Below are 24,148 nucleotides of genomic sequence, written 5' to 3'. Positions count from 1 at the left end.
ATTCTATTGAAGCATCGATCAATGTTGGCATTATTTGTTTCATATGATGACCACGAAGTGGTTCAACTTTTCATAACCGCGGGTGCAACCCGTGGGTAGAAGATGGATTATTTGACATGGTAACCCCGAAGGGGTGGAACTTTTGGAAAATGAAATTACAAATTCCCAAAATAGAAAAGCGTAGATACAATCTACGCTTAGGCAAACATTCTACTCCCAGTCGAGGTATCGTGGTGTTATTTCGGTCATGGGTTTCACCCATGGCTATTCATGGTTCGATCCTTTCAGGATCATTCTATTGAAGCATTGATCAATGTTGGCATTATTTGTTTCATATGATGACCACGAAGTGGTTTAACTTTTCATAACCGCGGGTGCAACCCGTGGATAGAAGATGGATTATTTGACATGGTAACCCCGAAGGGGTGGAACTTTTGGAAAATGAAATTACAAATTCTAAAAATAAAAAAGCGTAGATACAATCTACGCTTAGTATAGGGGTTCGACACCCAGAAGGGGAATTAAACTTTCTCAAAAAATTGAGTAGCAAAATTGCAAAATTCAATGATTACCTCTTTGTCCAAATCAAATTCCTTTCGGGACCCCAAGTAGTTCCTAGATTCAGGTGTGATTTCTTTCCCCTGCTGTAATTCGGGTACCGTGATGCATTTGATGTGTTTCTTGGAAACGAGCACAATATAGGCATTGGAGTAGGGGTAATTCTTTGGAAGGTCTTTCAATTGGAAGGTTCCACTTTTTCTGAATTTCACCTCAATAAAATAAACCTCTTTGGTAGTGGGATTTTGCATCACAAAATCTGGCATTCGACGAATATCATCTGATACATCCGAACGAACTCCACGCAATAGTTCGATAATTCCCGGAATGGTATTCTCCATTCCAAATCGAAAGACATTGTAATTTAAACTCAAAAAAAGCTCCTGGATCAAAGTTTCCGCAATTCTACCTTTAATCATATTATAGCGATACCTCTTTTGATCCTCTGGAAGCCCTGATTTCGGCGGAATCTCCGGATCATCTTCTTCTATCAAAGTTTCGCTACTAGTGTTCTTTTTTGAAAAGCAGGCCGGACAAAGGCCTCCATTGAATTTGGTGTACTCACCGCATTGGATACATGCTGGCATAAAATTGATTTTGTGGGTTTGAAAGTTTGAAATAAAATGATGCGTTAAGTTCTAAAAGGAAGTTTAAAATTTTAAAGGATAGAAAAGCGTAGATACAATCTACGCTTAGGCAAACATTCTACTCCCAGTCGAGGAAAATATTTCATGAAAACCTTATATTATATTATAGTTATTTTTTATACTACCTCCTCCCCATCTATCTCCCTCATCACCCTCTCTGTCTCCGTAAGCGCCTTGATGATCTTCTGATAGTGCAGGATGTCTTGGAAATCTAGCTGACGGCCTTTGCGGTCTTTGAGCCATTTTTGGGCGGGTTGGTAGCCGCCGATGTAGAAGTTCCACGCGAGTTCGGGTACCTTATCAAAGTACTGTTCAGTGTTGATATAGACTCGGCCTGTCACTGCGAGATCCGCTTCAGCGGTCGAAGCAGTCTCTTTAGACAGATCGCTTCGGTCGTTCCTCCCTCGCGATGACGCGGACTCGTCGCTACCAATGACGAAATGTGGCTTCTCCACTTCGTTTTCGCCACCTACGGGATACTCGGTGATGTAGGCATTCAAACTTGGGCTTTCCATCAGGTGCAGGGATCGGAGTTCTCCGCCTAGGGCAACTAGTCTCCAAAACTCTTCCACATCGGTAGGATATGGCACTCTCGGGAAGTCTATCTTCAAAAACTCCTTGTACGTCTCTCTATAGCTCGGCGAATGCAACACCGCATAGATGTAATCCAGCAAATCTATCGGCGCGAAAGTATCGGAATCGTCATGGCGAGGAACGAAGCCATCTCCTTTCTCCGGCACAAAACTCAACCCCAATCCCTTGGCGATTTCTGCTACGATCTTTGGATCTAAATTGGGAGTTCGGCTGGTGGTGGAATCTAAGGAAAGTTGGGAATCGGAATCTGGGTAGAGGTAGAGGGGAAAAACTTTACAATTGTCAAATGGAGAAACACCGTCTTTATCTACAATTTTATTTGTTATGAAAACATTGAAAATATTTTCTCTTCTTGAATTTCTTACTAAAAGTAATCCGCAATTATTAGAGATCATATTATCCATTAGTGGACTTCTTGGGTAAGCCATAAAACCTTTTGATTTCCCAGTAAAAATGGTTTCTCTATTATCAAATGGGTGATAATGTACTTTAATTTTTCTTTGGTTATTCTTGGTAATATCCTCTCTTGCCCATTTAATTGCCCAATCCCTTCCGTCCTCTGATAATGAATATTTTCTTTTTAAATCATCATTATCTAAGGTTTTTAAATCAATGATCTTCTCCTCTAATTCTGCCTTATTAAAGGAATAAACAAACGAATCTCTTTTTGTTTGAATCCCAGTATTGTTATTAATTATAAACTCATCAATTTTAAATCCCTTCTCGTAATTAACTGCATTAGAAAAATCTTTAGGAACAAAAAAATAATTTGGTTTTTTAGCGTGAATTTGACTCCACTTTATTTTTTTCAAACTCAATTCTGATAGATAAGAATATTTCGATTTCCTTGACCCATATAATTCGAAAAAATACACTTGATTAATTTCTTTACTTGATTCTTTACTTTTCTTTATAAGGAAATTTATTGAAACGCCTTGCATAATATCAAAAACATTCTCATCCTTTGATCCATCAGGTGACATTTCTTGTTTTCTTGAATTACCATGTAAGTCAATTATGTAAATTTTATCAAAAGTCTCTAGCAATGATTTTCTCATTTGTCGATGCGTAATCCCATCGATAAAACTATTATTAGTAATAAAAGCTAAAATTCCTGATCCATTTTTCTCTATAAAGTGCTGGCCATAACGGATGAACTTGATGTAATCATCGTCCAGATTGATCTTCCTTTCATTCAAATTCTTTTTATAATCCGCTATCAGATTTTGAATCCACTCTCCTTTATTTGTACTGCTCACAGAATAAGGCGGATTTCCTGCCACGATCATTACGGGCGCATCGCGCTTGATTTGATTGGCCTCGTTGGCCTCGGCACTCAGCCAGTTGGCGAAGAGGGTTCCTGTATCTTTATGGTATTCCTCGAGGCTATTGGTTAGGTAGATGCGGAATCGCTGGGCTTTGGTACCCGTGTAGCCTGTTTGCTTCAGCAGCAGATCCAGCTTCAGATGCGCCATGGCATAGGATGCCATCAGCAGTTCGAAGCCGTTAATGCGGGGCAGCAGGTGATTTTCCACATAGGAATTCCAGAGTCCCTGCTGTCCTTTGAATTTGGAATAGATCTGGTTGATCGCCTCCGCCACAAAAGTCCCTGTGCCCGTGGCAGGATCCAGGAACTGTACCCGATGCACTTCCTGATCGATTTCCCGCATTCCTCCCGAGAAGCGTTTGTCATGGGTGGCAATGGGTACTTTGATGGTGGTTTTGGAGGTATCCGCCAGTCCCATTGGCAAGTCAAACTCATCGATCAGAATATCATCCACGGCACGGATGATAAAATTCACCACGGGATGCGGCGTGTACCAGACGCCCCGGGCTTTGCGAAGCTTGGGATCATAGCTACTCAGGAAGTCCTCGTAAAAGTGGATGATCGGATCCTCCATTTTGGTGGCCTTGCCGAAGTTTTTCAGGATCGCACTCACATCAGTAGCACGGAAGATATCCGCCAGTGTATCCACGATCCACACGATTCTATCGTCCAGATCATAGCCTGCTATGTATTGGAATAGTTTGCGTAGGAAAGGATTGGACTTGGGGATCAGTTCGGCAGCTTCCTGTCTGGAAAAGGTATCTAGACTTTCATCATACAATCTCGCCGCAAACATGCCATAAGCAATCGTCTGGGCATAGACATCGGAGAATTCCTTTGGGGTAATATCATGGATCAGGATTTCCTTGAAGGCATTCATCTGCTCTTTCAGGGTGGAGTTTTCCTGATTGATCTCATCGGAATTCAGGGAGTTTTCGATCACATTGGCCAGCATTCTTGCTTTGCCCGCCATCATCTCTGCGAGTTTCTTGGGGCTTTTGATGCTTTGCCCGATGTGGGTAGTGAAGTCCTTGATGAGGAGTTCGAAAGCAGGGTAATTGTGAGGAAGGGGAAGGATTTTTCCACCATCCACCACACCGATGCAAATGGAAGTGACAAGTTCCCCGTTTTTGTAATAGTAGAAATCCAGGTAATCGGTAAAGATCAAATTGTCCAGCGAGGCTTTGTATCGGTCAAATTGCTCTTTATTTCCGTTCTTTTTGGCACCTATCAGATCTGTATCTCCTATGTCTTTTGCCTCAATGAAGCCGACGGGAATCTCCTTTTTATTCGTCAGAATGTAATCCGGCGCGCCGCAGGCTTGGCGCTTAGGTTCGTTGGTCGCGGAGATGTTGGGAACGAGAGATTCTAGTAGATTTTGCAAATCACCGCGAAAGGTATGCTCAGTGGCATGGCCTAATTTGTATCGGGTGTTGATGCTGTGTAGGTATTCGGAAACAGTCATGAAAAAGGGTTGGTAAAAAAGAACTCCCTAAAGATATCATTTACCCTGAAAACGAAAAGCAGTTTTTTTAATTCCTACTGCTTTTTAGGCCTCCACCTCGGTCTCTTTCTCGCAAACCACGTCAGGCTGGTAGGGGGGGAAAAATGTTTGGCCCTTACCTGTTTGGCCCTATCACAGTCCAGGGGTGAAAATGTTAGCTATCCCCTGCAACTTTGCCTAAGTCAGTTCTGTTAACCTACCATGCACACCCTAGAGCCCTATTTCAACTGGAGACATCTGTACATCGCGGCGGAGGATCCGCGTTCGCCTTTTTTTGAATACGAGAACAGCGAGGTTTATTTTACAGACATCATCTACAATTTTCTGATTCATCCGCAGTGGGATAGTATGGAATCTGAGACGCTTTTTCTGAAAGTAATCTATGCAGACTATGACCGGGGTTTTGCCGTGATCGAATTGATGGGAGAGTGGAATGACCTGCTGAACAATGATATAATGACACTGAAGCGGAATGTCATTGAATTGATGATGGCTGAAGGGATTACTAACTATATTTTGATCTGCGAGAATGTGCTCAACTTCCACGGCGATCTGGATGCTGATGATTACTACGACGAGTGGCAGGATGAACTGGAAGACGGCTGGATTGTGATGCTAAACTTGCGGGATCATGTGCTCTCTGAGATGAGCCGGTTCGGGATCGACCGTTACCTGGTGATGGGAGGGAAGTTGGATGATGTAAGTTGGCGAACTCGTCACCCCAAGCAGCTTTTTGAAGCAATTGCTCAAGTGGTGAGCAGGAGGTTGGGGGAGTGAGAATTTATATTCCTCGGTCTGTGTCTCACAGACCGAAAGTCTCGTCCTCCGTCTGTGTCTCACAGACCGAAACGACATACATATAAAGTGGTCAGTGGGCCACAGCTAATGGGGATAAAACTAGTGGTCTGTGAGACACAGCTTATTGGGATAAAACTAGTGGTCTGTGAGACACAGACCACGGGGTTAGGGTAATACTAGTGGTCTGTGAGACACAGACCACGGTTGTGAGACACAGACCACGGGGTAGTTAGACACAGACCACGGTTGTGAGACACAGACCACGGGGTAGTTAGACACAGACCACGGTTGTGAGATACAGACCACGGTTGTGAGCTACAGACCATGGCTGGGAAGAATATTGCATAGGGGTGAAAAATTTTTCTCCCCTACAAAAGAAGGTTTACGACAGACTCAAATAATACAAATTGCACACTTCTTCCCGATGACGTATTTTTAAAAATTCTAAAATAAACTTAACCAACCCATGAAATTCCTTTCACTTTTTGCCCTGAGCATACTCCTTTGTTTTTGCACTACAAAACTTCCTGCAGAACAAGCCAAAGGAACCGATCAAGAAATCCAAACCGGAGCCGATCAAACGGAATTGTACCTACCACTTTTGAAAGACAAACGCGTAGCTGTATTGGCCAACCAAACCTCTATTATCGGTAAAACTCACCTGGTGGATAGCTTACAGACCTTGGGAATCAACATCGTGAAAGTCTTTGGGCCTGAGCATGGTTTCCGGGGGAATGCCAGTGCTGGCGCACAAGTGAGTGATGAGAAAGACGAGCGGACTGGGATTCCGATTATTTCACTTTACGGTAGGAAAAGTAAGCCTAGTGCCGAAGATTTGGCGGATGTGGATATTCTGATCTATGATTTGCAGGATGTGGGAGTTAGATTTTATACCAATATCAATGCCTTGGCTCGTCTGATGGAAGCTTGTGAGGAGAATGGCAAACGCCTTATAATTCTCGACAGACCTAACCCTAACGGCTATCTAATCGATGGGCCTGTGCTGGATATGAAGTACAAATCGGGCATAGGTATGTTCCCTATTCCCATGGCGCACGGCCTGACCGTGGGTGAATTTGCTAGGATGGCAAATGGAGAAGGTTGGCTAGCCAATCAAGTGAAAGCTGATATTCTGGTGATCCCGGTGGCGAATTACACGCATGAGATGCGGTACGAATTGCCGGTGAGTCCTTCGCCAAACTTGAATACGCCGCAGTCCGTGTTGCTTTATCCAAGTCTCTGCATGTTTGAGGGGACGTATATCAATTTGGGGAGAGGCACGTATTTTCCATTTACCGTGCTGGGAAGTCCTGCTTACAAGGGGATTTATGAGTTCAGTTTTACACCCACCGGCATCAAAGGAATGGCAGAGACACCACTTTTTATGGATCAGGAGTGCTATGGACTTGACCTACGTGACTACGATACTGAGAAATTGCGTGCCTCCGGGCAAATTAATTTTGAATGGATCATAGCACTTTATAATGCCAGTCCTGAAAAGGAAAAATTCTTTGATTCCAAGCTGAGCAATCAGATGAACACCATAGAAATGCAGATCGGTAGAGGTGATTTCAGACAGCAGATCATCGACGGAGTTCCTTTGGAGACGATCCGAGCGGGTTGGGAACCGGAGCTTACAGCCTATAAGAAAATGCGAGAAAAGTATTTGCTTTATCCTTGAGGTTAATCGCCTTACAACCCTTTGTCTTTTTGTTTTCGGTCTGTGGTACATAAATCGAAATGGATTAAATAAAGTGGTCTGTGGGACACAGACCACGGTTTGCCCATGCCACCTCGGTCTGTGTCCCATAGACCGAAATAAGTCTGCCCATGCCACCTCGGTCTGTGTCCCACAGACCGAAATAATTTAAAACAATTGCCTTGTGCCTCAAAAACCGAAATGGATAATAATTAAGTGGTCTGTGAGACACAGACCACGGTGTGGGATTAAATAAAGTGGTCTGTGAGACACAGACCACGGTGTGGGGAGACACAGACCACGGTGTGGGGAGACACAGACCACGGTGTAGGAAACAGACCACGGATTGTCCATCAATTGTATTCGACCGAATTCGGACAAAAACGTTCGGTAGATATCTTGAGATTTTTTATTTTTTGGCTTTAATGTGCTGAATTAAGGCTTTTTTGACTGGCACAGAAGTGGAAAAGCAGGTAAGGTCATTGAGCTTACTTACTTAGTCTCTGTCACCTCGGACTGTGTCTCACAGACTGAAATGGAACTCGTCTCCTCGGTCTGTGTCTCACAGACCGAAATGGATTTAATAAAGTGGTCTGTGGGACACAGACCACGGTTTAGTGCCTTGCGGTACACAGACCGAAATGGATTAAATAAAGTGGTCTGTGAGACACAGACCACGGTGTGGGAAGACACAGACCAGGGTTTGGAAGCAAATGATGAATTTTAGGAGACGCGGAAACTTTACAACCTTCCAACCCATAATCTTTAAAATCCTATGTGGAAAAACTACTTTAAAATCGCATTTCGAAGCCTGATCAAGCGTAGGCTTTTTACAGTTGTCAATTTGCTTGGGTTGGTTCTCGGCTTGGTAGCGTTCCTTGGGTTATTTGCTTATGTGGCCACTGAATGGAGTTTCAATGATTTCCATGCGAATAAGGATAGCATCTATCGTATCGTTGTCAGTGAAGGGGACGAGTCATTTGAGATCTTCCTTCCTCCAGGTTATGCAGAAGTGCTTAAGACTAATTTTTCGGATATAGTATCAGTGGCTAGGGTAGCCCAAGATATAGCTGGTGGAATGGTCGCTATTCCAGAAACAGATCTGGCCTTCAGGGAAGATGCGATCAATTTTGTAGAAGGTGACTTTTTTCAGACGTTTTCCTTTCCGATTGCCCGGGGAACTGCTGATCTATCAGCGACAAATACGGCGGTGATCACCCAGGGTATGGCTGACAAGTTTTTTGGAAGTTCAGATCCGATAGGAGAGACGTTTTTACTCAGTAATCAATTTGGCAAGCAGGCATTCACCGTCACCGGGGTGCTGGAGCCAATTCCATTTCGTTCTGACATTACCGGAAATCTATTTCTATCCATTAGTACTTTGGAAAATCCTGCCAATCGCTCTGGAAATGAGTGGGCAGATCCAACTGGTTTTGATTCAGGATTTGTTAACCTTTTTGTATTGACCAAACCCGGTGTAGCTGCTGATGTCTTAGCTGGACAGCTCACTAATTTTATCCGCCAAACACCGAATTCAGAAGAAACGACGATACTTCTTCAAGACTTACCTAGTCTGCATTTGGGAAATTCTATTTCTGATCCCTTGCCGACGACTTCTGAGATGGGCGCAGTGTTGGTTTTTCTTGCAATAGCGATCTTGATTTTAGCCATTGCCTACGTCAATTATTTGAATCTATCTTCGGCAAATATTCTCACACGAATCAAAGAGATAAAGATGAGAAAAGTGCTTGGTGCTCATTCCTGGCAACTTGCACAACAGTTCATGACGGAAACGTTCCTTATCCTGCTCGTATCCCTTTTTATTTCCGTGATTGGCCTGTATATCTTAGCTCCATTTGCCAGCGATATTTTCGGTAAGGAAATTTGGTTTGGTGCTTTGAAAACTCCTCAGACCATAATAATTATCACTGCAATCATCGGCACTTGTGCACTGATTTCAGGGTTCTATGTGGTTTTACTTTCAGGAAAATTCGATCAGCGCTCTCGATTAAAATTCAAACCAGAAAGTCAGTTGCTGCGAAAATCCTTGGTGGTGTTTCAGTTTGTGATTTCCATTGGAATCATCGTTTGTACTTTAGTTATCCGTGATCAACTTTCCTTTATGCAATCCCAAAATTTGGGGATGAATGTAGATCAGAAATTGGTTGTTTCTGGTCCAAATGATGTTGGAGAAAATCGCTCCTCTAAATTGGAGGCTTTCAAGCAATCCTTAGAATCTCAGACTTTTGTAAAGAAAATCGCGGGATCAAACAGTCTTCCAGGTCAGGGATATAATTTTTCGACCGCAGGGATTACCCCTATGCTGGCAAGACCTGAGGATAAGGATTACACTTATTCCATGTTAATCATCGACGATCAGTTTATTCCCACCTATGAGATTGAGATCCTGGCAGGTAGAAATTTTACTTCCACGGAAGCAATTCAAAGTTGGAATAGCATCAATAAAGTCATGATAAATGAATCGGCGGCCATACAGCTTGGATTTGCTAGTCCCGAAGCTGCCGTCGGTCAAAATATTCTCTGGGGAAATCCTTTTGAGGTGGTTGGGGTAACGGCGGATTATCATCATATGTCCTTGCGAGAGGCCATCAAACCTATGATTTTTCTAGCCTCTCAGGCAGATGGTTACTTTACTTTAATTGTGGATCCTGCTCAGATGAAAGAAGCCATTGCTTCTATTCAGCTAGCCTATGAATCCATCTTCCCGGGCAACCCATTTACCTATTCCTTTATGGATGAAAAGTTTGCGGCTCTATATGAGCAGGAGGCCAAGTTGAGCTTAGCTTTTTCCATCGCTGGGATTTTGGCCATACTAATTTCTTGTTTGGGGTTATTTGGCTTGGCTGCGTATGCAGTTCAGCAGCGATTGAAAGAGATAGGCGTCCGAAAAGTGTTGGGAGCAAGCACCGAAAGCTTGATAAGTCTGATCAGTAAGGATTTTGCCTTCTTGGTTTTATTCGCAATGGTCTTCGCCTTCCCGCTCGCTTGGTATGCGATGAATTCCTGGCAGGCCGACTTTCCATACAAGGCGGGGCTATCCATTTGGACATTTTCCATAGCTGGGGTTTTGACCTTGGTGATTGCACTTATCACCATAGGCTTTCAGGCTTTGAAAGCAGCCTGGGCAAATCCAGCGGAAACGCTGAAGAGTGAGTGAGTCAAGTCCTGAGACACAAGTGTTTAGTAGCAAGTAACTAGGGGAATCTGGCGAAAAAGTTAAAATCGAGAGTAGCTCACTAATGGAATCAAATTTTTGTTTTGAAAAGCATTTATTTCTCTGTGTGGACTTTAGACTACGACATTGTTTGGGGTCTTCTGGCATGAGATAAATCCTCCAGAAAACTCTTGAGGTGCTCGATCTCTACGTGATCCATGAGTACAATTTTGTACCACTTATTGCTTTCATCGTGAGCTTCGGGTACAAGTGTATAGTTATGAGCAATCTCCTCAGGTATCTCTTCAGCATGTATGGCAACAATATTCATTTCCGGTTCGCGATAGAAATTGATACCCATTTCAGCCAATTGCTTACAAAACCAGTTGGTTCTCATCTTGATGACTGAGATTTTCTCATACCACTTATGTGGGCCATACGTGGTGAGAATCACCCATACAGCGACTGCATTGGCACCTGATCTGCTACCGCAAAGAGTCAAATCCATGCCTTCTACATAAGCCGCTTCTTCCGTAAGCACATGCTGGATGAGTCCTTTTCTACAAACAAAAATCCCAGTTCCGTAAGGTGACTGTAGCATTTTGTGCGCGTCGATGGTGATGGATGAAACATCAGGATTTCTAAAATTGATTTGATTCTCGAAGTCTCCAAAAGGATAGACAAATCCTCCATAGGCTCCGTCGATATGCAATCGGAAAGGTAGTTGAAGTTGCTTAAGTGCCTCAGTATATAAAGTAGGGTCATCTACTGAGCCAAACATCGTTGTCCCCATATTTGCGACGACTATAAAATATTTTTTCCCACGGTTCAGACAGCTATCGATCGTATCCTTCACTCCTTTGGGAGTTAAAAGCCTAGAGAAAGGATCCACGGCTAACCTTTCCCAATCGACCATCAGTAAGTTGGCTGCTTTCGGGATAGAGTAGTGCGTATCCTGAGAAGCTAAAATGACGATTTCATCGATTTTAGCCCCGTGGCTTTTCATGAATTCATTGCGATAGATCCAAATAGCCTGAATATTCGCCTCGGTTCCGCCTGGCGAAATGTACCCGTCAAATTGGCCGTCTTCAATTTTAAATAGATCCACAGCAATCATACTAAGTACCTCACGTTCGAGGGCTTGTGTGCCTTTAAATGCTAACTCCGAGGTGCCGAACGTATGACAGCCAATATGATTTGGGTTGGCGAGATAGGTGCTCAGAACTGGCTTTTCGCGAAGCGAAATAGCATCTTCTGGGAAAACTCGCTCATCTAATCTTGAAGCAGGATAGCCCAAACTGGCATCTTTGCTGAAATCCACATTATCCTTTAGCGCTTGCTGAACTCGCTTGAGACGTTCTTCTGAGTTTAGCTTTTTCCAGTATTTCATTCGGATTTCCATGATGTTATTTTTTAGAAAGGCCTTTAAGCTCCTCGTCTTTCTCCCAGGCTAAAAGTTCTTCCGGGGTATTAATATTTGCGAACTCTAATTCAGAATTGGCGGAAATTTGATCCCAGGAGATCAGTTTATGTGGGTTATTATGGATGAAGGATTGGACTTTTAGAAAATTGGCTTCTAGATTTTCTTTGAGTTGAGGCAAAAGCGATTTAGAGTAAATACCGGGAAAAGGATACATCCGATCTCCAAGAGTCCCAACTAGTATTTTACCATTGAAGTGGGCTATCATTTTCACCAGAGTTTGTGACTGAATCAAAGGACTATCGCAACTCAAGATCAATGCTCGATCGGTACTGCAATAGCTCAAAGCGGTATAAATCCCACCGAGAGGTCCATTATCGGGAATCAAGTCAGTAAAGACTGGAATGCCGAATTGACTGTAATCTGGATGATGTCCGATGATGCTTTGACTTTGAGCTAAGCCGGAAGTGGCTTCGATTAGGTATTGAATCATGGGTTTTCCATGAAGTTTTGCTAAGCCTTTTTCCTCACCCATTCGTGAGCTTTTTCCTCCTGCAAGGATAAAAACGGCTATACTTTGATCCTCAGTCACGGCTCAATGATGTTCAATCTTGTCAGAAATCTCTGGCGCATGCCTTCTCAAAATTGACTTCACCACCTTGGACATCCACCAATAGCAAACTATAGAAAGCACCAAGATAAACATCCAGCTACTAGTCCAAAGTCCCGTGCCTTCTAATAAGTAACCGAAGAGTATCGGGCAAAAGAAACCTCCTAAGCCGCCAATCACTCCGACCATTCCGCCAACAACACCCACTTCGTTTGGAAAATAATCAGGAATAAACTTATAGACAGAAGCTTTTCCTATTCCCCAAACGATACCTAAAATCAAGGTCAAAACCGCAAATACCCACATATTCGCTTCAAAGTTTATCCGGGTAACTCCCTTGACCAAGAGTTCTTTTTTCTCGACACGATCTCCAGGTTTTACCACAGGCTCCTGCCAAGAAGTTTTTTGTGGTAGGATGGGAGCTTTGTCGAGCGTCAAGTCAGACTCTGCGATTTTACCGGCAAAGGGATAGACTTTTCCGCTCTCCATTATGATTTCATTAGGCTTTACTTCAGCGACGACTCCTTTTTGGACAGCGTTCACTCCTTTACCAGGAGAGAAGATTTCCATTTTTGGGATCATCAATAAAGCAGCAATGACGATTGACCAAGCGAAAACCCCGAACATCACTTTTCTAGCTCCAAACTTATCGCTCATCCAACCTCCTAAAGCGCGGACAACTCCTGAAGGAAGGCTGAAAAGTGAAGCGAAAAGTCCAGCTATCACCAGGCTCGTGCCATAGACATTGGTAAAGTAAGGTACAAGCCACTGAGATAAGGCGACGAAGCATCCAAAGACAAGGAAGTAATACAGTCCAAATCTCCAAACTCGAATATTGCCGAGTGGCTTGAGTGTTTCTGCCATGGTACGAGTTGAGACGAGTGGCTTTTTATTTTTCGCTAAAAAAGCAAAAAGCGCAGCCATCACTACCAAAACCGCCGCATAAATTGTAGGAAGAGTTTTCCAAGCCTCAGGGTTTTGACCATTTTCTGTGAAATAGTTTAGGGCTGTTGGCGCTAATAGCGTGGTGATTGCAGCTCCAGCATTTCCCGCTCCAAATATTCCCAATGCTCTACCTTGCCAGTGTTTCGGATACCAAACTGAAGTATAGCCTATGCCTACGGCAAAACCTGCACCTGCAAGTCCAAAACCAAAACTCATCAAGGCGTACCAGTTAAAGGATTCGGTGAAATTCAGTAGGTACATCGGTAAGGCTGTGAGAAGTAACAATCCTACGAAAATCCACTTTCCACCATATTTATCGGTCATGATGCCCAAAGGCAGTCTCATAATAGAGCCAGTGAGAATCGGGATGCCCAACAACCAACCGATTTCTACCTGACTCCAATTGTAGATACCGTTGTCAACAAGATAAGTCACCATGACACCATTGAAGGTCCAGGCAGCGAAACAGAGTGTAAATGCCAGGGTATTTAGAAAAAGTACGCGATGCGCACCGGTAGGAATGCTTTCGTTCATAAGAAAGAGATAAAGTCTGGGGTCTTACTTTGTCTTGTGTTTGATAGAGCCAGGCAGGTAGCGCAGAAGCCAAAAAGATGCAAATGCAAATGTAAGCGAACCTACAGCTGTGGTGATTGCGAAGTTTAGATTATCCTGAAGGGCATTATTGAGTGCGCCAAAAAGAAACCAAATCTGTATCGTGACAAATAGAATTTGAAGAACGATGATACCAGTCATCAGTGTGCTCCGCTTATTTGGATGTGCTTCGTTTTGTGATTGTCTGAAGTCGCTCATAAGTATTGAGTTTAGGCTTGTTGTGCTTTGACAAAGACTTGCCCGTCGCGGATTACTACTTCTAGCTGAGGCAATGGACGTGGTGGAGGTCCTTGAATCACATCACCAGTTCGAGGGTTGAAATAACCCTTGTGGCAAGGACACTCGATTTGGCCGAGGTCATGACGGTATTTGACTGCACAGGAAAGGTGTGTGCACTTCTGCTCGAAAGCTCTCCATTCTCCAGCACCTAGATTGATCAGCAGATAGGGAATAGTCTTGGAGCCTTCGATTTCAAACATGAAGGATTCACCCTCTGGTACATCAGATTCCATGCAGATGGGATGTTCTCCGACCAGTGGCTTTTCTGGAAAAGCGATTGATTTGACCACTATGGCGGTACTTCCTACTGCCAAAGCTCCGGAGAGTAAGGTTAAGAATTTAGCAAATTCCCTGCGTGATACGTGGGTTGCCTCTTTTTGCTCGATAGGGAAATCCTGTTTCCATTTTGGGATTTCTGCGTTAGGATCTTTGGACATAGCGCGGGATAAGTTTAATAGTTAATGCGCAATTCTGTGCTGCCCTTAGGCATCATGAGATTGACTTTGGTATTCACTTCTTCTTCTCCAAACAAGAACTTGTTGACAGGAGTACTATTTGGTCGAAGCTTTTCGATCTCTTCTCGTGTACCATAGAAAAGTGCCTGGCTTGGACAAACAGTGGCACACATGGGCTTTTTGCCTACGCTTGTTCTATCGTAGCACATGTTGCACTTCATCATCAACTCGGCTTTTTCTTCTTTTTTTGGAACTCCAAATGGACAGGCTAGCACACAGTTAGAGCAGCCAATACAGCGGGAGGTGTTAGCAGTATGGACTACACCAAAGTCATCTTTGGTGATGGCATCGGCTGGGCACACATTTGCACAGACAGGATCTTCACAATGCATGCAGACTTGCACTGTAGTTTGGACTGAGACTGCACGCTCCACATAGTGAATATGAATCATGCTTTCTTGTCCATTTGTCTCACATTCAGCACAGGCCATTTCGCAAGCATGACAGCCTATACAGCGCTGCATATCGACGAAAAACTCCATTTGTTGATTGTATTGTGGGTTTTGCATGGTTAGTTAGGTTTATTAGATTAAAAACTTTGAAATGCAGTGTCTTTCACTTTTATCGAAGCGATTCTGCCTGTTGGTACCAATTGACAGGCACAAACTTTGAATTCAGGGATTTTACTAATTGGATCCAAAGTTCCGATTGTCAGCTGATTGGCTGAAAGCTTTCCACCCCAGTGATAAGGGATGAAGACGGTGTCTTCACGGATAGTTTCTACGATTTGAGCGGGGAAAGTCGCTTCTCCACGTCGAGTTTTTACTGTCACCTCATCGCCATCCTTGATGCCATACTGGTAAGCTAAGGAAGGGTGCATTTCCAAAAGTGGCTCTGGATACTGATCAACCAACTTGCCGATTCGGCGAGTTTGAGTACCACTGAGGTATTGAGAAACTACCCGACCGGTAGTCATCACTACGGGGTATTCTTTGTCAACCACTTCGGATGGCTCGCGATATGGCACTGGATTGAAGTGAGCTTTTCCGTCAGGAGTTCTGAATTTTTTATCTTCCCAGAGTCTAGGAGTACCCGGATGATCTTCTGAGGGACATGGCCAGAAGACACCCATGTTTTTCTCTATTTTTTCGTAGGTAATTCCAAAGTAATCCGCTGTTCCCCCTTTCGATGCTACTCGAAGTTCGTTGAAGACGTCCTCCGCTTTCTTGTAGGGAAACTTATCTCCGGCACCAAGACGCTTGGCAATTTCGATTAGGATTTCGCTGTCTTTTCGAGCCTCTCCTGGAGGAGTGACTGCCTCATTGATTTTCACCACTCTTCCTTCAGCGGTGGTTACAGTTCCTTCTTCTTCTTCATGCAGGGAACCTGGAAGGATGATGTCGGCATGACGTGCAGTTTCGTTGAGGAAAAAGTCTATGCAAACATAGTATTCCAGCTTTTCTAAGGCTTCTCTTACAAAATTATTATTAGGAAGTGAGACGAGCGGATTGAAGCAAATAGTGATAAGACCTTTGATCTCTCCTCTGTGAATAGCTTCTACTATCTCATAAGCTGACAGCCCTTTGCCAGGCATGTCTTTTTCATCTATTCCCCAGACATCTGCGATGTACTGGCGATGCTCAGGATTAGTAATATCTCGATTGCCAGGAAGTTGATCACATTTGTGTCCATGTTCACGACCACCTTGACCATTTCCCTGGCCAGTGATCGTACCGTATCCACAGTAAGGTTTGCCGATTCGGCCTGTAGCCAAAACTAGATTGATACAGCTGAGGACATTGTCAACACCTTTGGAGTGATGCTCGATTCCTCTTGCATGAAGTAGAAAGCTGGTGTTGGCCTTACCCCAGAGTTCGGCGGCTTGTTGAATCTTGGCAGCTGAAACGCCAGTAGTTTCCTCAGCCCATGCCAAGTCGTAATCTTTGACTGCGTCTATAGTTTCTTGGAAGCCGGAGGTGTAATTGTCGATAAAATCATGGTCAAGCCAGTCATTATCCACTAAGATCTTTAGCATGGCGCCAAAAAGTGCAGAATCTCCGCCTGGCTTTACTGGAAGGTGTAGATCAGCTGTCCGAGCAATTGGAGTCATTCGTGGATCGACTACAATTAGTTTCGCTCCATTATCCCGAGCTTGCCAGATGTAATGAGTCAGGGTAGGGAAGGTCTCAGACACATTAGCCCCAGCGATGATGATGACTTTAGCATGCTTTAGATCTTCCCAGGAATTGGAAATACGATCTAAGCCAAAGGCCTTTTTATTACCAGCACCCGCACTTACCATGCATAGACGACCGTTGTAATCCAGGTTTGCGGTTTTGAGTGCTACTCGCGCAAACTTACCAACCATGTAGCTTTTTTCATTTGTCAAAGAGACTCCAGAAAGCATAGCAAAAGAATCCTTACCGTAGCTAGATTGAATCCGTTGGATTTCGCTGACAGTTCGATTCATGGCATTTTCCCATGTGGTCGATTCAAAGCCTTTACCTTCTACACGCTGAAGCGGAGTAAGGAGCCGATCGGGGTGATTGTTTTGCAAATAACGTTGGACTCCTTTGGGACAAAGACGACCTTCATTGAAGGGGAACTCCATCCAAGGTTCGAATCCCGCCACTTTATTGTCTTTTACCTTCAGTTGGATGCCACACTGCATTCCACAAAAGCAACAATGTGTCTTGACGAGCTTGTCTGGTTCATGCACTCCTTTGAAGCCTCCTTCTGGAGTATAGCCTTTGTGCGGGCCGTATTGTTCGATGATTGAATCTACTGATGAAGGTAATTTTGCCATGATAAAATATTTTTAGCCGAAAAAGGATCCGGATTCTTTTCTTACTTCGAAATGCGCTTTCGCCAACGCAGCACGCTTGCCTTCAGGACTTAAATCCAAGTGACTTTTTCCGTCTTTCAGGGTGAAATTGAAGCCTAATTCTTTTGTGACGTCTTTTAGATCATTGATATGGAGCTGTGTAGCAAACTCCTCTTTGGTATGCGGACAGACTGCCATTCCTTGTTTTTTCCCTTCATATTTATAGAGATTAGCTCCCAATTGTGCCAGTCGCTGAAAAATGTGAAAGAATTTGCCAAATGGAATCCATACCAAAAACAGAATCACAGTAATGGCATGTGTTACTGCCATAAATTGATAGGTTTTTCCTTGTAAAAATGAATAATCATAGGATATCCCTAGTCCTGTAACGGAGATGGCGATCAACAAAATCAGGGGTAACCAATCTCCCTCGAAAGTCTGTGTGGCTATCAAACCACCATTTGTCAATCGGCGCTTCATCATCATCACCGCTCCAATAGTAACTAAAATAGAACACCATACCAGCGCATGAAAAGCCATGAAAGCAATAAAGGAACCCAACTCAAATGAACCTACTTCAAAGCCGAAAAACTTAGCATAGTATAAGGTGTCATCTCCTGGTTTGAACTCAAAGTGAATCCATCCTAGCGTGAGGGGAATAGTTACTGCAAAAGCGATCAAGCATCCCGTAGCCAAAAGGAAGTGACCAATCCATCGCGTACGACTCCTATGATAGATAAATCTCTGAAATAGAATGTTTTTGAAGAATAAGGTAACACTCCGCTTGATATAAAATGGGAAGTCCTTGCTGAACAAAAACTGCATACTACGTCTCCAATACAATCGAGTAGGTGGACGCTGCAACCAAACTGAATAGCGATAGGCTATTCCAAAAACTGCAAAGATTGTCCCTAGGAGGTATGCAACTAATGCTGCATCGAAATTCTGAAGATTTCTAGAGCCAATGAAAACCAGAAGAATCACTGCCAAAGCTGCAACAGTAGCCTTTATGAGGGCGACTCTATTTAATTCTTGAAGTAGTTTTAACATAGTATTATTGCGTTAACAAGGTTTTTCAGCCCCTTTTCTATCATAGAAATACCAGTTGATCCCGGTAGCGATAATTAGAAAAACAGCCAAAACCTTAAAGAATCCTTCGGCACTTCCGCTGCTATCTAAGAAAGCACTGATCGCTATGGCAAAAATAAATGGGCCATAAGCTCCAATCGCTGCTGTCCATCCGATTACACCTGAAGCATGGATGGGATTATTCTTGAAAATCACAGGGAATTGCTTAAAGGTGGAAGCATTTCCTACTCCTGTGAAAAAGAACAAAAGCAGCATGATAGTAATAAAGAGATCCAGCTGACCTATTCCAGTTGGCTCCAATAAGTTAAGGAAAATAATAGCTAAAGTGCAAGCCAAAAGACCGATTCCTGAAATTGTAGTCAATACTGCACCACCTGTTTTATCAGCCACAAACCCGAATATAACCCGCGAGGCTGATCCTATGAGTGGACCATAAAAAGCATATTTCAAAGGGTCTAAACTAGCGTCAAGAGGGCCATATACGGATTTGAGCAAAAGTGGAAAAGCAGCCGATAGACCTGCAAAAGTCCCAAAAGTCATAAAGTATATAATGGTGCAATACCAAGTATGCTTATTCTTAAAAATCTCCGTTTGCTCTTTAAAAGAAGATTTGATAGGAATACTTTTGATCATATACCAGCACAATACAGCTGTAATAATCAGTAGAGGAGCATACCAAAGTGAAGCACTTTGCAGATAGATTTCAGTCTGTACAGTTTCTCCTGCTGCATTTTGTTTGGAGAAAAGCTGAGGAGCTCCATAAAAACCTATACCCAGCATGATCGGAGTCATAAATTGGGCTAAGCTTACTCCAAAATTTCCAATTCCAGCCTGAAGGCCCAAGGCTGCACCTTTTAATCTAGAAGGGAAAAACAAATTTGTAGAGGGCATATAAGAGGAGAAATCTCCTCCTCCAAAACCTGCTGTCAAAGCGAGCACGACGAATACCCAATATGGCGTATTTGGATCCATCACTGCAAACCCAAATCCAATAACGGGTATTAGTTTGATAAGGGTAGAAATGGTAATCACATGTCGTGAACCAAATATGGGGATCAGGAAAGTATGTATTATCCGCAGTGTACCAGCCGCTAAACCTGGTAGGGCAGCTAACCAAAATAATTGATTGGAAGTGAAGTTGAAGCCAATTCCATCTAACCTAGTGACGATCGCACTCACCATAAACCAAGTGGCAAAAGAAAGCGTCAGAGAAATGGTAGTGATGATCAAGGTTCGCCAAGCGATGTGTTTTCCTTTTGAATTCCAGAAGGTTTCGTTTTCTGGTTCCCAAGTAGTAAGCCAAGTCTTCATAGGATTTCTAAATGTGGGTGAAAGTTTGGCAAAGGTATCTACAGGGTGTTCCTTACTACCTGACGAAAATCACTTTTTAACCTACTAATACTTAGGTTTTACTAATGGTGCTTAAGGTTCAACTATGATTTTTTGAGTACCCCAAATCTTGAATGTATTACATGAAATTGAAATCTAAACCTGCTGGATTTTTAATGCTGATGGCTTATCTGTAGATGTACTAGTTTCGTTTTTTCTAGATTTTCTACATCATAAAAAGGAGAATTCCTTCATGGATTAAATTTAAGAGGGGGCATTTTGCATTCAATGAAATTTGTAAGATGCACATCATCCACCAATGCTTTATCTGACCGAGTATTATTAGTTTAGTGCCGGCTTGAATCAAAGGCACTCTAAAATAGAAAATAGGTGTGCTTTCTCGTCAAGGAAAGTAACCTTACTAGACTAAAACCATGAAGTTCACCTTATCTATAGCATTCTTCTTTCTCTCGTTAGCTCAAATTTTTGGACAAGAAAGTAACTGCTTTGAAAATTCAACTGGCTTGTATTGGCCCGTCAGGGTAGGTTTACAAAAAAACCTTACTTACGGCAACAATTCATACGTATCGACTTTTGAAGGCGACAGTCTGGAATTTGAAGGCAAATATTACTTCAAAGAAACTCAGAAATACAGCACCGGTGAGGTGAAAACTAGATTCTGGAGAGAAGAAAATGGTGCGGTATTCAGCTTGGATCAGGAGAAAGGGATAGAATCTTTGGAACTTCCTTCAAACGTTGAAGTTGGTTCAAAATGGATCAGCACAGATAAAGTATGGACCTATGAAATCCTAAGCTTGACTAGTACGTATCTGACTCCGTTTTGTGAATTTTCAGATCTCTTGGAAGTGAAAACTGAAAGCTCCGAGCGCGAAGGAACAGTCTATACTTTGTATTACAAAAAAGGCTTAGGAATGATTGGGCTAAATGTAAATGGACAGCCTTTTTCCTATATCAAACCCGATAGAAAGGTGAACGAAAGGAGTTTTATCGCTTACGGCTGCGAGAATTTTGGTACTTCACAGGAGATTGAAAAATGCACCAACGCAAAGATATCGCAGCATATCAGAGAAAATCTCAAGTCACCCCAATCCACAGTAAAGGGGAGAATTCTCTTGAACGTGCGCATTGATGAATCTGGTGAAGTGAGTGAGGTGACGGTGATGGAGACAGTTGCAGACGGTGAAGCACTAGAGGCGGAAGCGATTCGTGTGATGAGTTCCTTGCCTAAGTTTATTCCTGCACAAGTGGACGATAACCAGCCAATAGCTACGAATCTTAAGGTTCCTTTTAGGTTTTAATGGTGAGTTGGAAATGGGTTAAACTTCGAAGTCTTAGGCTAAAAATTTAGTAAAAAAAAGCCCGAATCTACAATCCGGGCTTAGGTTAACTTTTGGAAAAAAGAAGTTTTAAAACACTCCTTTGAATTGCTCCATTTTCTGAGCTACCTGAGTATCTACTTCGAACCACAGCATCGTATCTGCCCACATGAAAGTCACTGTAGCCACTTTATTGTCTTCTGCTGAGATGAAGTAAGCCAGTCTTTCGAAGCTTTCAGGAGCAGCTACCGGAGTTACTTTGACCGCCACTGCATCGTCCTTTGCTAATGCCGCTTCATCGACTTTTCCATCTTTGGTATAAGCATAGACTGCATTTCCTTTGCCATTCAAGTGAACTGTCCATTCGCCAGAAGCTTGAGGAGTAATGAAAATAGAATACTTGCCCGGACCGATATTTTTGCCTCCAATACTCACTCCTGTGCTGAATTCGATGATGGTAGGGTTATTTGCACCAGCTCTCCAGGAAGTACCAAATGGCACTAGCTCACCGAATACTTTTCTTCCTTTCACCGCCGGAGAGGAGTAGTCAATGCTAATTTTGGTGAAACCTACTACCTGTGATACATGCGCCGCTGGGCTAGGAGCAGGGGCTTGAAGCTGCGCAAAAGAGATGGTAGAAAATGAGAAGAAGAGTACAAGGGCAAATGCCGATAAAAAGAGTTTGTTGTTTTTCATGACTAAGTTGTTTTGGATTTATAAAAGATTGGAAAGTTAGTTCTATTTATGGAAAAGGAAGACATCCTGGTTCAAGATAGCTTGGACTCTAGAATTTTTGCCTTGATCGTTTTCATCAAATTTTTTGGATAGCCTCGTTCTCCGGTGTAGAGATCTGTCATGAAATTGATCGCATAGTCGCCATACTTTCGAAGGAGCATATTTCTAATGATTCTGAAGGTGTAAAACCATTTGGCGGCCTTCAGCGAGGTGTTGAGTTCAGGAAGTAGTTCTTGGTCGAGCTTTTGTTGATACAGAATCGCCGCCTGCTCAGGATGCAACTTAGCCTCTAAGATGGCTTTAGCGGCCAATTCACCACTCCACATCGAGTTGGAAATTCCCTCTGCCGTCACTGCATCTGCAAATCCAGCGGCATCTCCCACCAGGAATACATTTTTTCTGGAAAAACCATCCGTCCGAGGCGAAATCGGGATTTGAAAACCATGGGCTTTTTCATTCAAGACCTCTGTGATTTCAAGTTTTTCAAGATACTTTTTGTAGTACGCTTTGAGATCTATGCGAGTCCTTTTGGTGGATGCAATACCCAGCGAGAGGTGATTTTTCTTAGGAAAACTCCAGGCATATCCAGCTGGAACGCTGTCCATATCGAATCGAACTTCTTTGGAAAGTCGCTCGAAATCCTCCTCATTTACTTCTACCTCATACTCTAGTGCTGGAATGAGTTTTCTGGTTTCTTTCCACCCCGCAAGTTTGGCGGTGGGACTGAGGGCACCATCTGCGGCAATCACAAAGGTCGTTTGGATGTCACCTTCGCTTGTATGCAGCGTGAGGTTCTGGCCAAAGGTAATGTGGGTGAGTTTGTGCCTTTCCTTGAGTTCTGCGCCTACTTCCACCGCTTTTTCGATTAGGAGATTGTCGAATTTGTCTCGCATCACCATACTGATCACGGGCAGATCTCTATGCGAGCTCAACATTTTTTGTTCACCTTCCATATAGACATTCATCTGGGCGTACTCACGCTCTACGACCGAGGAAATATCAAAAGGTAGTCTGCGTCGTCCTCGATACACTAAGCCTCCGCCGCAGGTTTTGTATCGGGGTAGATTTTCTTTCTCAATAATGACGGTGGAAATCCCAGCCTTTGCCAAATAATAGGCCGCCAGAGCTCCAGAAGGCCCACTTCCTATTATCGCTACTTCGTAAAAATTCATACTTGGGTCGAAAATGTGTTTAGAATCTAGCTGTAAAGAAACTAGAAAAGTGGAAGCAAAGCCCCCACTTTCTGGTAATTTTCTACTTTTTGACAATCTCTTGTCTCCTGGCACCAATCTCGAACTTTTCGACTTAATCGGGAAACCCTGACGGTTACTTATTCAACTCTTTTTTGATAAAAGCTACACTTTTGGGGATCTGAGTCACAGACCTGGAGCTTTCATCTTCTATACTTAGGTAAACAGTTCCTTGCTTTTTAGCCTCTTGGATGATACCTGCGATATCGATGTCTCCGGTGCCTAGCACTACGTTGGTTTCTACATTGCCTTTGCCGTCCTTGGTTCCTGGAGTGCCTACTTTACGATCTTTAAGATGCAGCATTGGGAATTTGCCCGGGTATTTCTTCATGATTGCAAGCGGGTCTCCACCTCCCATTTTTACCCAAAAGACATCCATGTTGAAGGCGAAATTTTCGGCATGCTCTAGCATGTAGTCCAGTACGACTCGTTTTTTTCCATACTTCGCAAACTCATACCCATGCGGGTGGTAGAGAAACGTAATTCCTTCCTTTTTCAATTCAGCACCTACCGCGTTGAAAAGTGCCGTAGCGATTTTGATCTCTTCAATAGAAATTGGGCCGTCTGCGTGGGGGATCCAATAGCAAGTGGCATACTGGGCGCCATATTTTTTCGCCTGATCGATTATAGGTTGTAGATCGCGAGTGAGTTGATTGTAGTCCGCACCCACTCCGATGATGCGTAAGTTATTGTCAGCAAGTAGCTTTGCGTATTCGGTATCGGACATTCCGTATCCTCCACCTCCTTCCAAGGCTGAGATTCCCCATTCTGATATCAGCTGATGGTATTTTGCAGGATCTTGCTTCATTTCATTCCGAAGAGAATAGAGCTGAAGAGCCACTTCCTGAGCTTGAACTTGCAGAGCTGGCGAAGTTATTATTAGGAAAAGGAGAAGAATTCTGAATGGATTTTTCATGGTTTTTTAGATTAGGGTTGACCCAAAATATCAATAATTCTTCAG

General features: G+C 43.3%; 18 protein-coding genes. 4 read left to right on the top strand and 14 right to left on the bottom strand.

Going from position 1 to position 24,148, the window contains the following annotated elements:
* Nucleotides 1-521: 521 nt before the first annotated feature.
* Nucleotides 522-1,145 carry a hypothetical protein gene (locus ABJH64_RS01070; RefSeq protein ID WP_348276049.1) on the bottom strand — a complete coding sequence of 208 codons (624 nt, stop codon included), beginning with the start codon at nt 1,143-1,145 and terminating at the stop codon, nt 522-524.
* Nucleotides 1,146-1,321: 176 nt separating this feature from the next.
* Complete coding sequence (locus ABJH64_RS01065; protein WP_348276048.1) at nt 1,322-4,591, bottom strand: type ISP restriction/modification enzyme; 3,270 nt, start codon at nt 4,589-4,591, stop codon at nt 1,322-1,324.
* A gap of 240 nt (nt 4,592-4,831) precedes the next feature.
* On the opposite strand from ABJH64_RS01065, the gene ABJH64_RS01060 reads away from it, so the two are divergent.
* From ABJH64_RS01060 to ABJH64_RS01050, 3 genes are all read left to right on the top strand, one after another.
* On the top strand, nt 4,832-5,407 hold the full coding sequence (locus ABJH64_RS01060; RefSeq protein WP_348276047.1) for a hypothetical protein: 576 nt from the start codon (nt 4,832-4,834) through the stop codon (nt 5,405-5,407).
* Between the two features lie 487 nt (nt 5,408-5,894).
* Nucleotides 5,895-7,109, top strand: a complete 1,215-nt coding sequence (locus tag ABJH64_RS01055; protein WP_348276046.1) for a DUF1343 domain-containing protein — start codon at nt 5,895-5,897, stop codon at nt 7,107-7,109.
* Between the two features lie 793 nt (nt 7,110-7,902).
* Nucleotides 7,903-10,305 carry an ABC transporter permease gene (locus tag ABJH64_RS01050; RefSeq protein ID WP_348276044.1) on the top strand — a complete coding sequence of 801 codons (2,403 nt, stop codon included), beginning with the start codon at nt 7,903-7,905 and terminating at the stop codon, nt 10,303-10,305.
* 136 nt (nt 10,306-10,441) lie between these two features.
* Here ABJH64_RS01050 and ABJH64_RS01045 read toward each other — a convergent pair whose 3' ends face one another.
* The 9 genes from ABJH64_RS01045 to ABJH64_RS01005 are packed head-to-tail and all read right to left on the bottom strand — an operon-like array spanning nt 10,442 to nt 19,847.
* A complete protein-coding gene (locus ABJH64_RS01045; protein ID WP_348276043.1) occupies nt 10,442-11,704 on the bottom strand; it encodes a pyridoxal-dependent decarboxylase in 1,263 nt (420 codons plus the stop codon).
* A gap of 4 nt (nt 11,705-11,708) precedes the next feature.
* The gene (locus ABJH64_RS01040; protein WP_348276042.1) at nt 11,709-12,314 is read right to left on the bottom strand and encodes a molybdenum cofactor guanylyltransferase; all 606 of its coding nucleotides are present in this window, start codon (nt 12,312-12,314) and stop codon (nt 11,709-11,711) included.
* 3 nt (nt 12,315-12,317) lie between these two features.
* Entirely contained in the window at nt 12,318-13,811 is a 1,494-nt protein-coding gene (locus ABJH64_RS01035) for an MFS transporter (RefSeq protein WP_348276041.1), read from the bottom strand.
* Nucleotides 13,812-13,835: 24 nt separating this feature from the next.
* Nucleotides 13,836-14,087 (bottom strand): DUF6755 family protein, encoded by a 252-nt coding sequence (locus ABJH64_RS01030; RefSeq protein ID WP_348276040.1) that lies wholly within the window; start codon nt 14,085-14,087, stop codon nt 13,836-13,838.
* Nucleotides 14,088-14,098: 11 nt separating this feature from the next.
* Entirely contained in the window at nt 14,099-14,605 is a 507-nt protein-coding gene (locus ABJH64_RS01025) for a Rieske (2Fe-2S) protein (RefSeq protein ID WP_348276039.1), read from the bottom strand.
* A 14-nt stretch (nt 14,606-14,619) separates the two neighbouring features.
* Nucleotides 14,620-15,192: a 4Fe-4S dicluster domain-containing protein gene (locus tag ABJH64_RS01020; protein ID WP_348276038.1), complete on the bottom strand. Its 573-nt coding sequence runs from the start codon at nt 15,190-15,192 to the stop codon at nt 14,620-14,622.
* 20 nt (nt 15,193-15,212) lie between these two features.
* Nucleotides 15,213-17,429 (bottom strand): molybdopterin oxidoreductase family protein, encoded by a 2,217-nt coding sequence (locus tag ABJH64_RS01015; protein WP_348276037.1) that lies wholly within the window; start codon nt 17,427-17,429, stop codon nt 15,213-15,215.
* 12 nt (nt 17,430-17,441) lie between these two features.
* A complete protein-coding gene (locus ABJH64_RS01010) occupies nt 17,442-18,497 on the bottom strand; it encodes an MFS transporter (RefSeq protein WP_348276036.1) in 1,056 nt (351 codons plus the stop codon).
* 12 nt (nt 18,498-18,509) lie between these two features.
* A complete protein-coding gene (locus tag ABJH64_RS01005; protein WP_348276035.1) occupies nt 18,510-19,847 on the bottom strand; it encodes an MFS transporter in 1,338 nt (445 codons plus the stop codon).
* Nucleotides 19,848-20,299: 452 nt separating this feature from the next.
* On the opposite strand from ABJH64_RS01005, the gene ABJH64_RS01000 reads away from it, so the two are divergent.
* Nucleotides 20,300-21,184: an energy transducer TonB gene (locus ABJH64_RS01000; RefSeq protein WP_348276034.1), complete on the top strand. Its 885-nt coding sequence runs from the start codon at nt 20,300-20,302 to the stop codon at nt 21,182-21,184.
* A 108-nt stretch (nt 21,185-21,292) separates the two neighbouring features.
* Here the strand turns inward: ABJH64_RS01000 and ABJH64_RS00995 are convergent, their stop codons facing one another.
* From ABJH64_RS00995 to ABJH64_RS00985, 3 genes are all read right to left on the bottom strand, one after another.
* Nucleotides 21,293-21,898, bottom strand: a complete 606-nt coding sequence (locus ABJH64_RS00995; RefSeq protein WP_348276033.1) for a DUF2911 domain-containing protein — start codon at nt 21,896-21,898, stop codon at nt 21,293-21,295.
* Nucleotides 21,899-21,969: 71 nt separating this feature from the next.
* The gene (locus ABJH64_RS00990; protein WP_348276032.1) at nt 21,970-23,109 is read right to left on the bottom strand and encodes a geranylgeranyl reductase family protein; all 1,140 of its coding nucleotides are present in this window, start codon (nt 23,107-23,109) and stop codon (nt 21,970-21,972) included.
* A 154-nt stretch (nt 23,110-23,263) separates the two neighbouring features.
* On the bottom strand, nt 23,264-24,103 hold the full coding sequence (locus tag ABJH64_RS00985; RefSeq protein ID WP_348276031.1) for a sugar phosphate isomerase/epimerase: 840 nt from the start codon (nt 24,101-24,103) through the stop codon (nt 23,264-23,266).
* Between the last annotated feature and the right edge of the window lie 45 nt (nt 24,104-24,148).

Origin of the sequence: Algoriphagus sp. (genome assembly GCF_039969895.1) — a bacterium.
Classification (GTDB): domain Bacteria; phylum Bacteroidota; class Bacteroidia; order Cytophagales; family Cyclobacteriaceae; genus Algoriphagus.
Note: the sequence above shows the minus strand (reverse complement) of the source record. Positions and strands in the feature narration are given on the sequence as shown.

What these genes read in the sequence shown, in the direction of transcription:
- ABJH64_RS01020 (WP_348276038.1), bottom strand. Translation starts at nt 15,192, where the DNA reads ATGCAAAACCCACAATACAATCAACAAATGGAGTTTTTCGTCGATATG.
- ABJH64_RS01050 (WP_348276044.1), top strand. Translation starts at nt 7,903, where the DNA reads ATGTGGAAAAACTACTTTAAAATCGCATTTCGAAGCCTGATCAAGCGT.
- ABJH64_RS01055 (WP_348276046.1), top strand. Translation starts at nt 5,895, where the DNA reads ATGAAATTCCTTTCACTTTTTGCCCTGAGCATACTCCTTTGTTTTTGC.
- ABJH64_RS01060 (WP_348276047.1), top strand. Translation starts at nt 4,832, where the DNA reads ATGCACACCCTAGAGCCCTATTTCAACTGGAGACATCTGTACATCGCG.
- ABJH64_RS00985 (WP_348276031.1), bottom strand. Translation starts at nt 24,103, where the DNA reads ATGAAAAATCCATTCAGAATTCTTCTCCTTTTCCTAATAATAACTTCG.
- ABJH64_RS01035 (WP_348276041.1), bottom strand. Translation starts at nt 13,811, where the DNA reads ATGAACGAAAGCATTCCTACCGGTGCGCATCGCGTACTTTTTCTAAAT.
- ABJH64_RS01070 (WP_348276049.1), bottom strand. Translation starts at nt 1,145, where the DNA reads ATGCCAGCATGTATCCAATGCGGTGAGTACACCAAATTCAATGGAGGC.
- ABJH64_RS01030 (WP_348276040.1), bottom strand. Translation starts at nt 14,087, where the DNA reads ATGAGCGACTTCAGACAATCACAAAACGAAGCACATCCAAATAAGCGG.
- ABJH64_RS01065 (WP_348276048.1), bottom strand. Translation starts at nt 4,591, where the DNA reads ATGACTGTTTCCGAATACCTACACAGCATCAACACCCGATACAAATTA.
- ABJH64_RS01015 (WP_348276037.1), bottom strand. Translation starts at nt 17,429, where the DNA reads ATGGCAAAATTACCTTCATCAGTAGATTCAATCATCGAACAATACGGC.
- ABJH64_RS01005 (WP_348276035.1), bottom strand. Translation starts at nt 19,847, where the DNA reads ATGAAGACTTGGCTTACTACTTGGGAACCAGAAAACGAAACCTTCTGG.
- ABJH64_RS00995 (WP_348276033.1), bottom strand. Translation starts at nt 21,898, where the DNA reads ATGAAAAACAACAAACTCTTTTTATCGGCATTTGCCCTTGTACTCTTC.
- ABJH64_RS01025 (WP_348276039.1), bottom strand. Translation starts at nt 14,605, where the DNA reads ATGTCCAAAGATCCTAACGCAGAAATCCCAAAATGGAAACAGGATTTC.
- ABJH64_RS01010 (WP_348276036.1), bottom strand. Translation starts at nt 18,497, where the DNA reads ATGTTAAAACTACTTCAAGAATTAAATAGAGTCGCCCTCATAAAGGCT.
- ABJH64_RS01000 (WP_348276034.1), top strand. Translation starts at nt 20,300, where the DNA reads ATGAAGTTCACCTTATCTATAGCATTCTTCTTTCTCTCGTTAGCTCAA.
- ABJH64_RS01045 (WP_348276043.1), bottom strand. Translation starts at nt 11,704, where the DNA reads ATGGAAATCCGAATGAAATACTGGAAAAAGCTAAACTCAGAAGAACGT.
- ABJH64_RS00990 (WP_348276032.1), bottom strand. Translation starts at nt 23,109, where the DNA reads ATGAATTTTTACGAAGTAGCGATAATAGGAAGTGGGCCTTCTGGAGCT.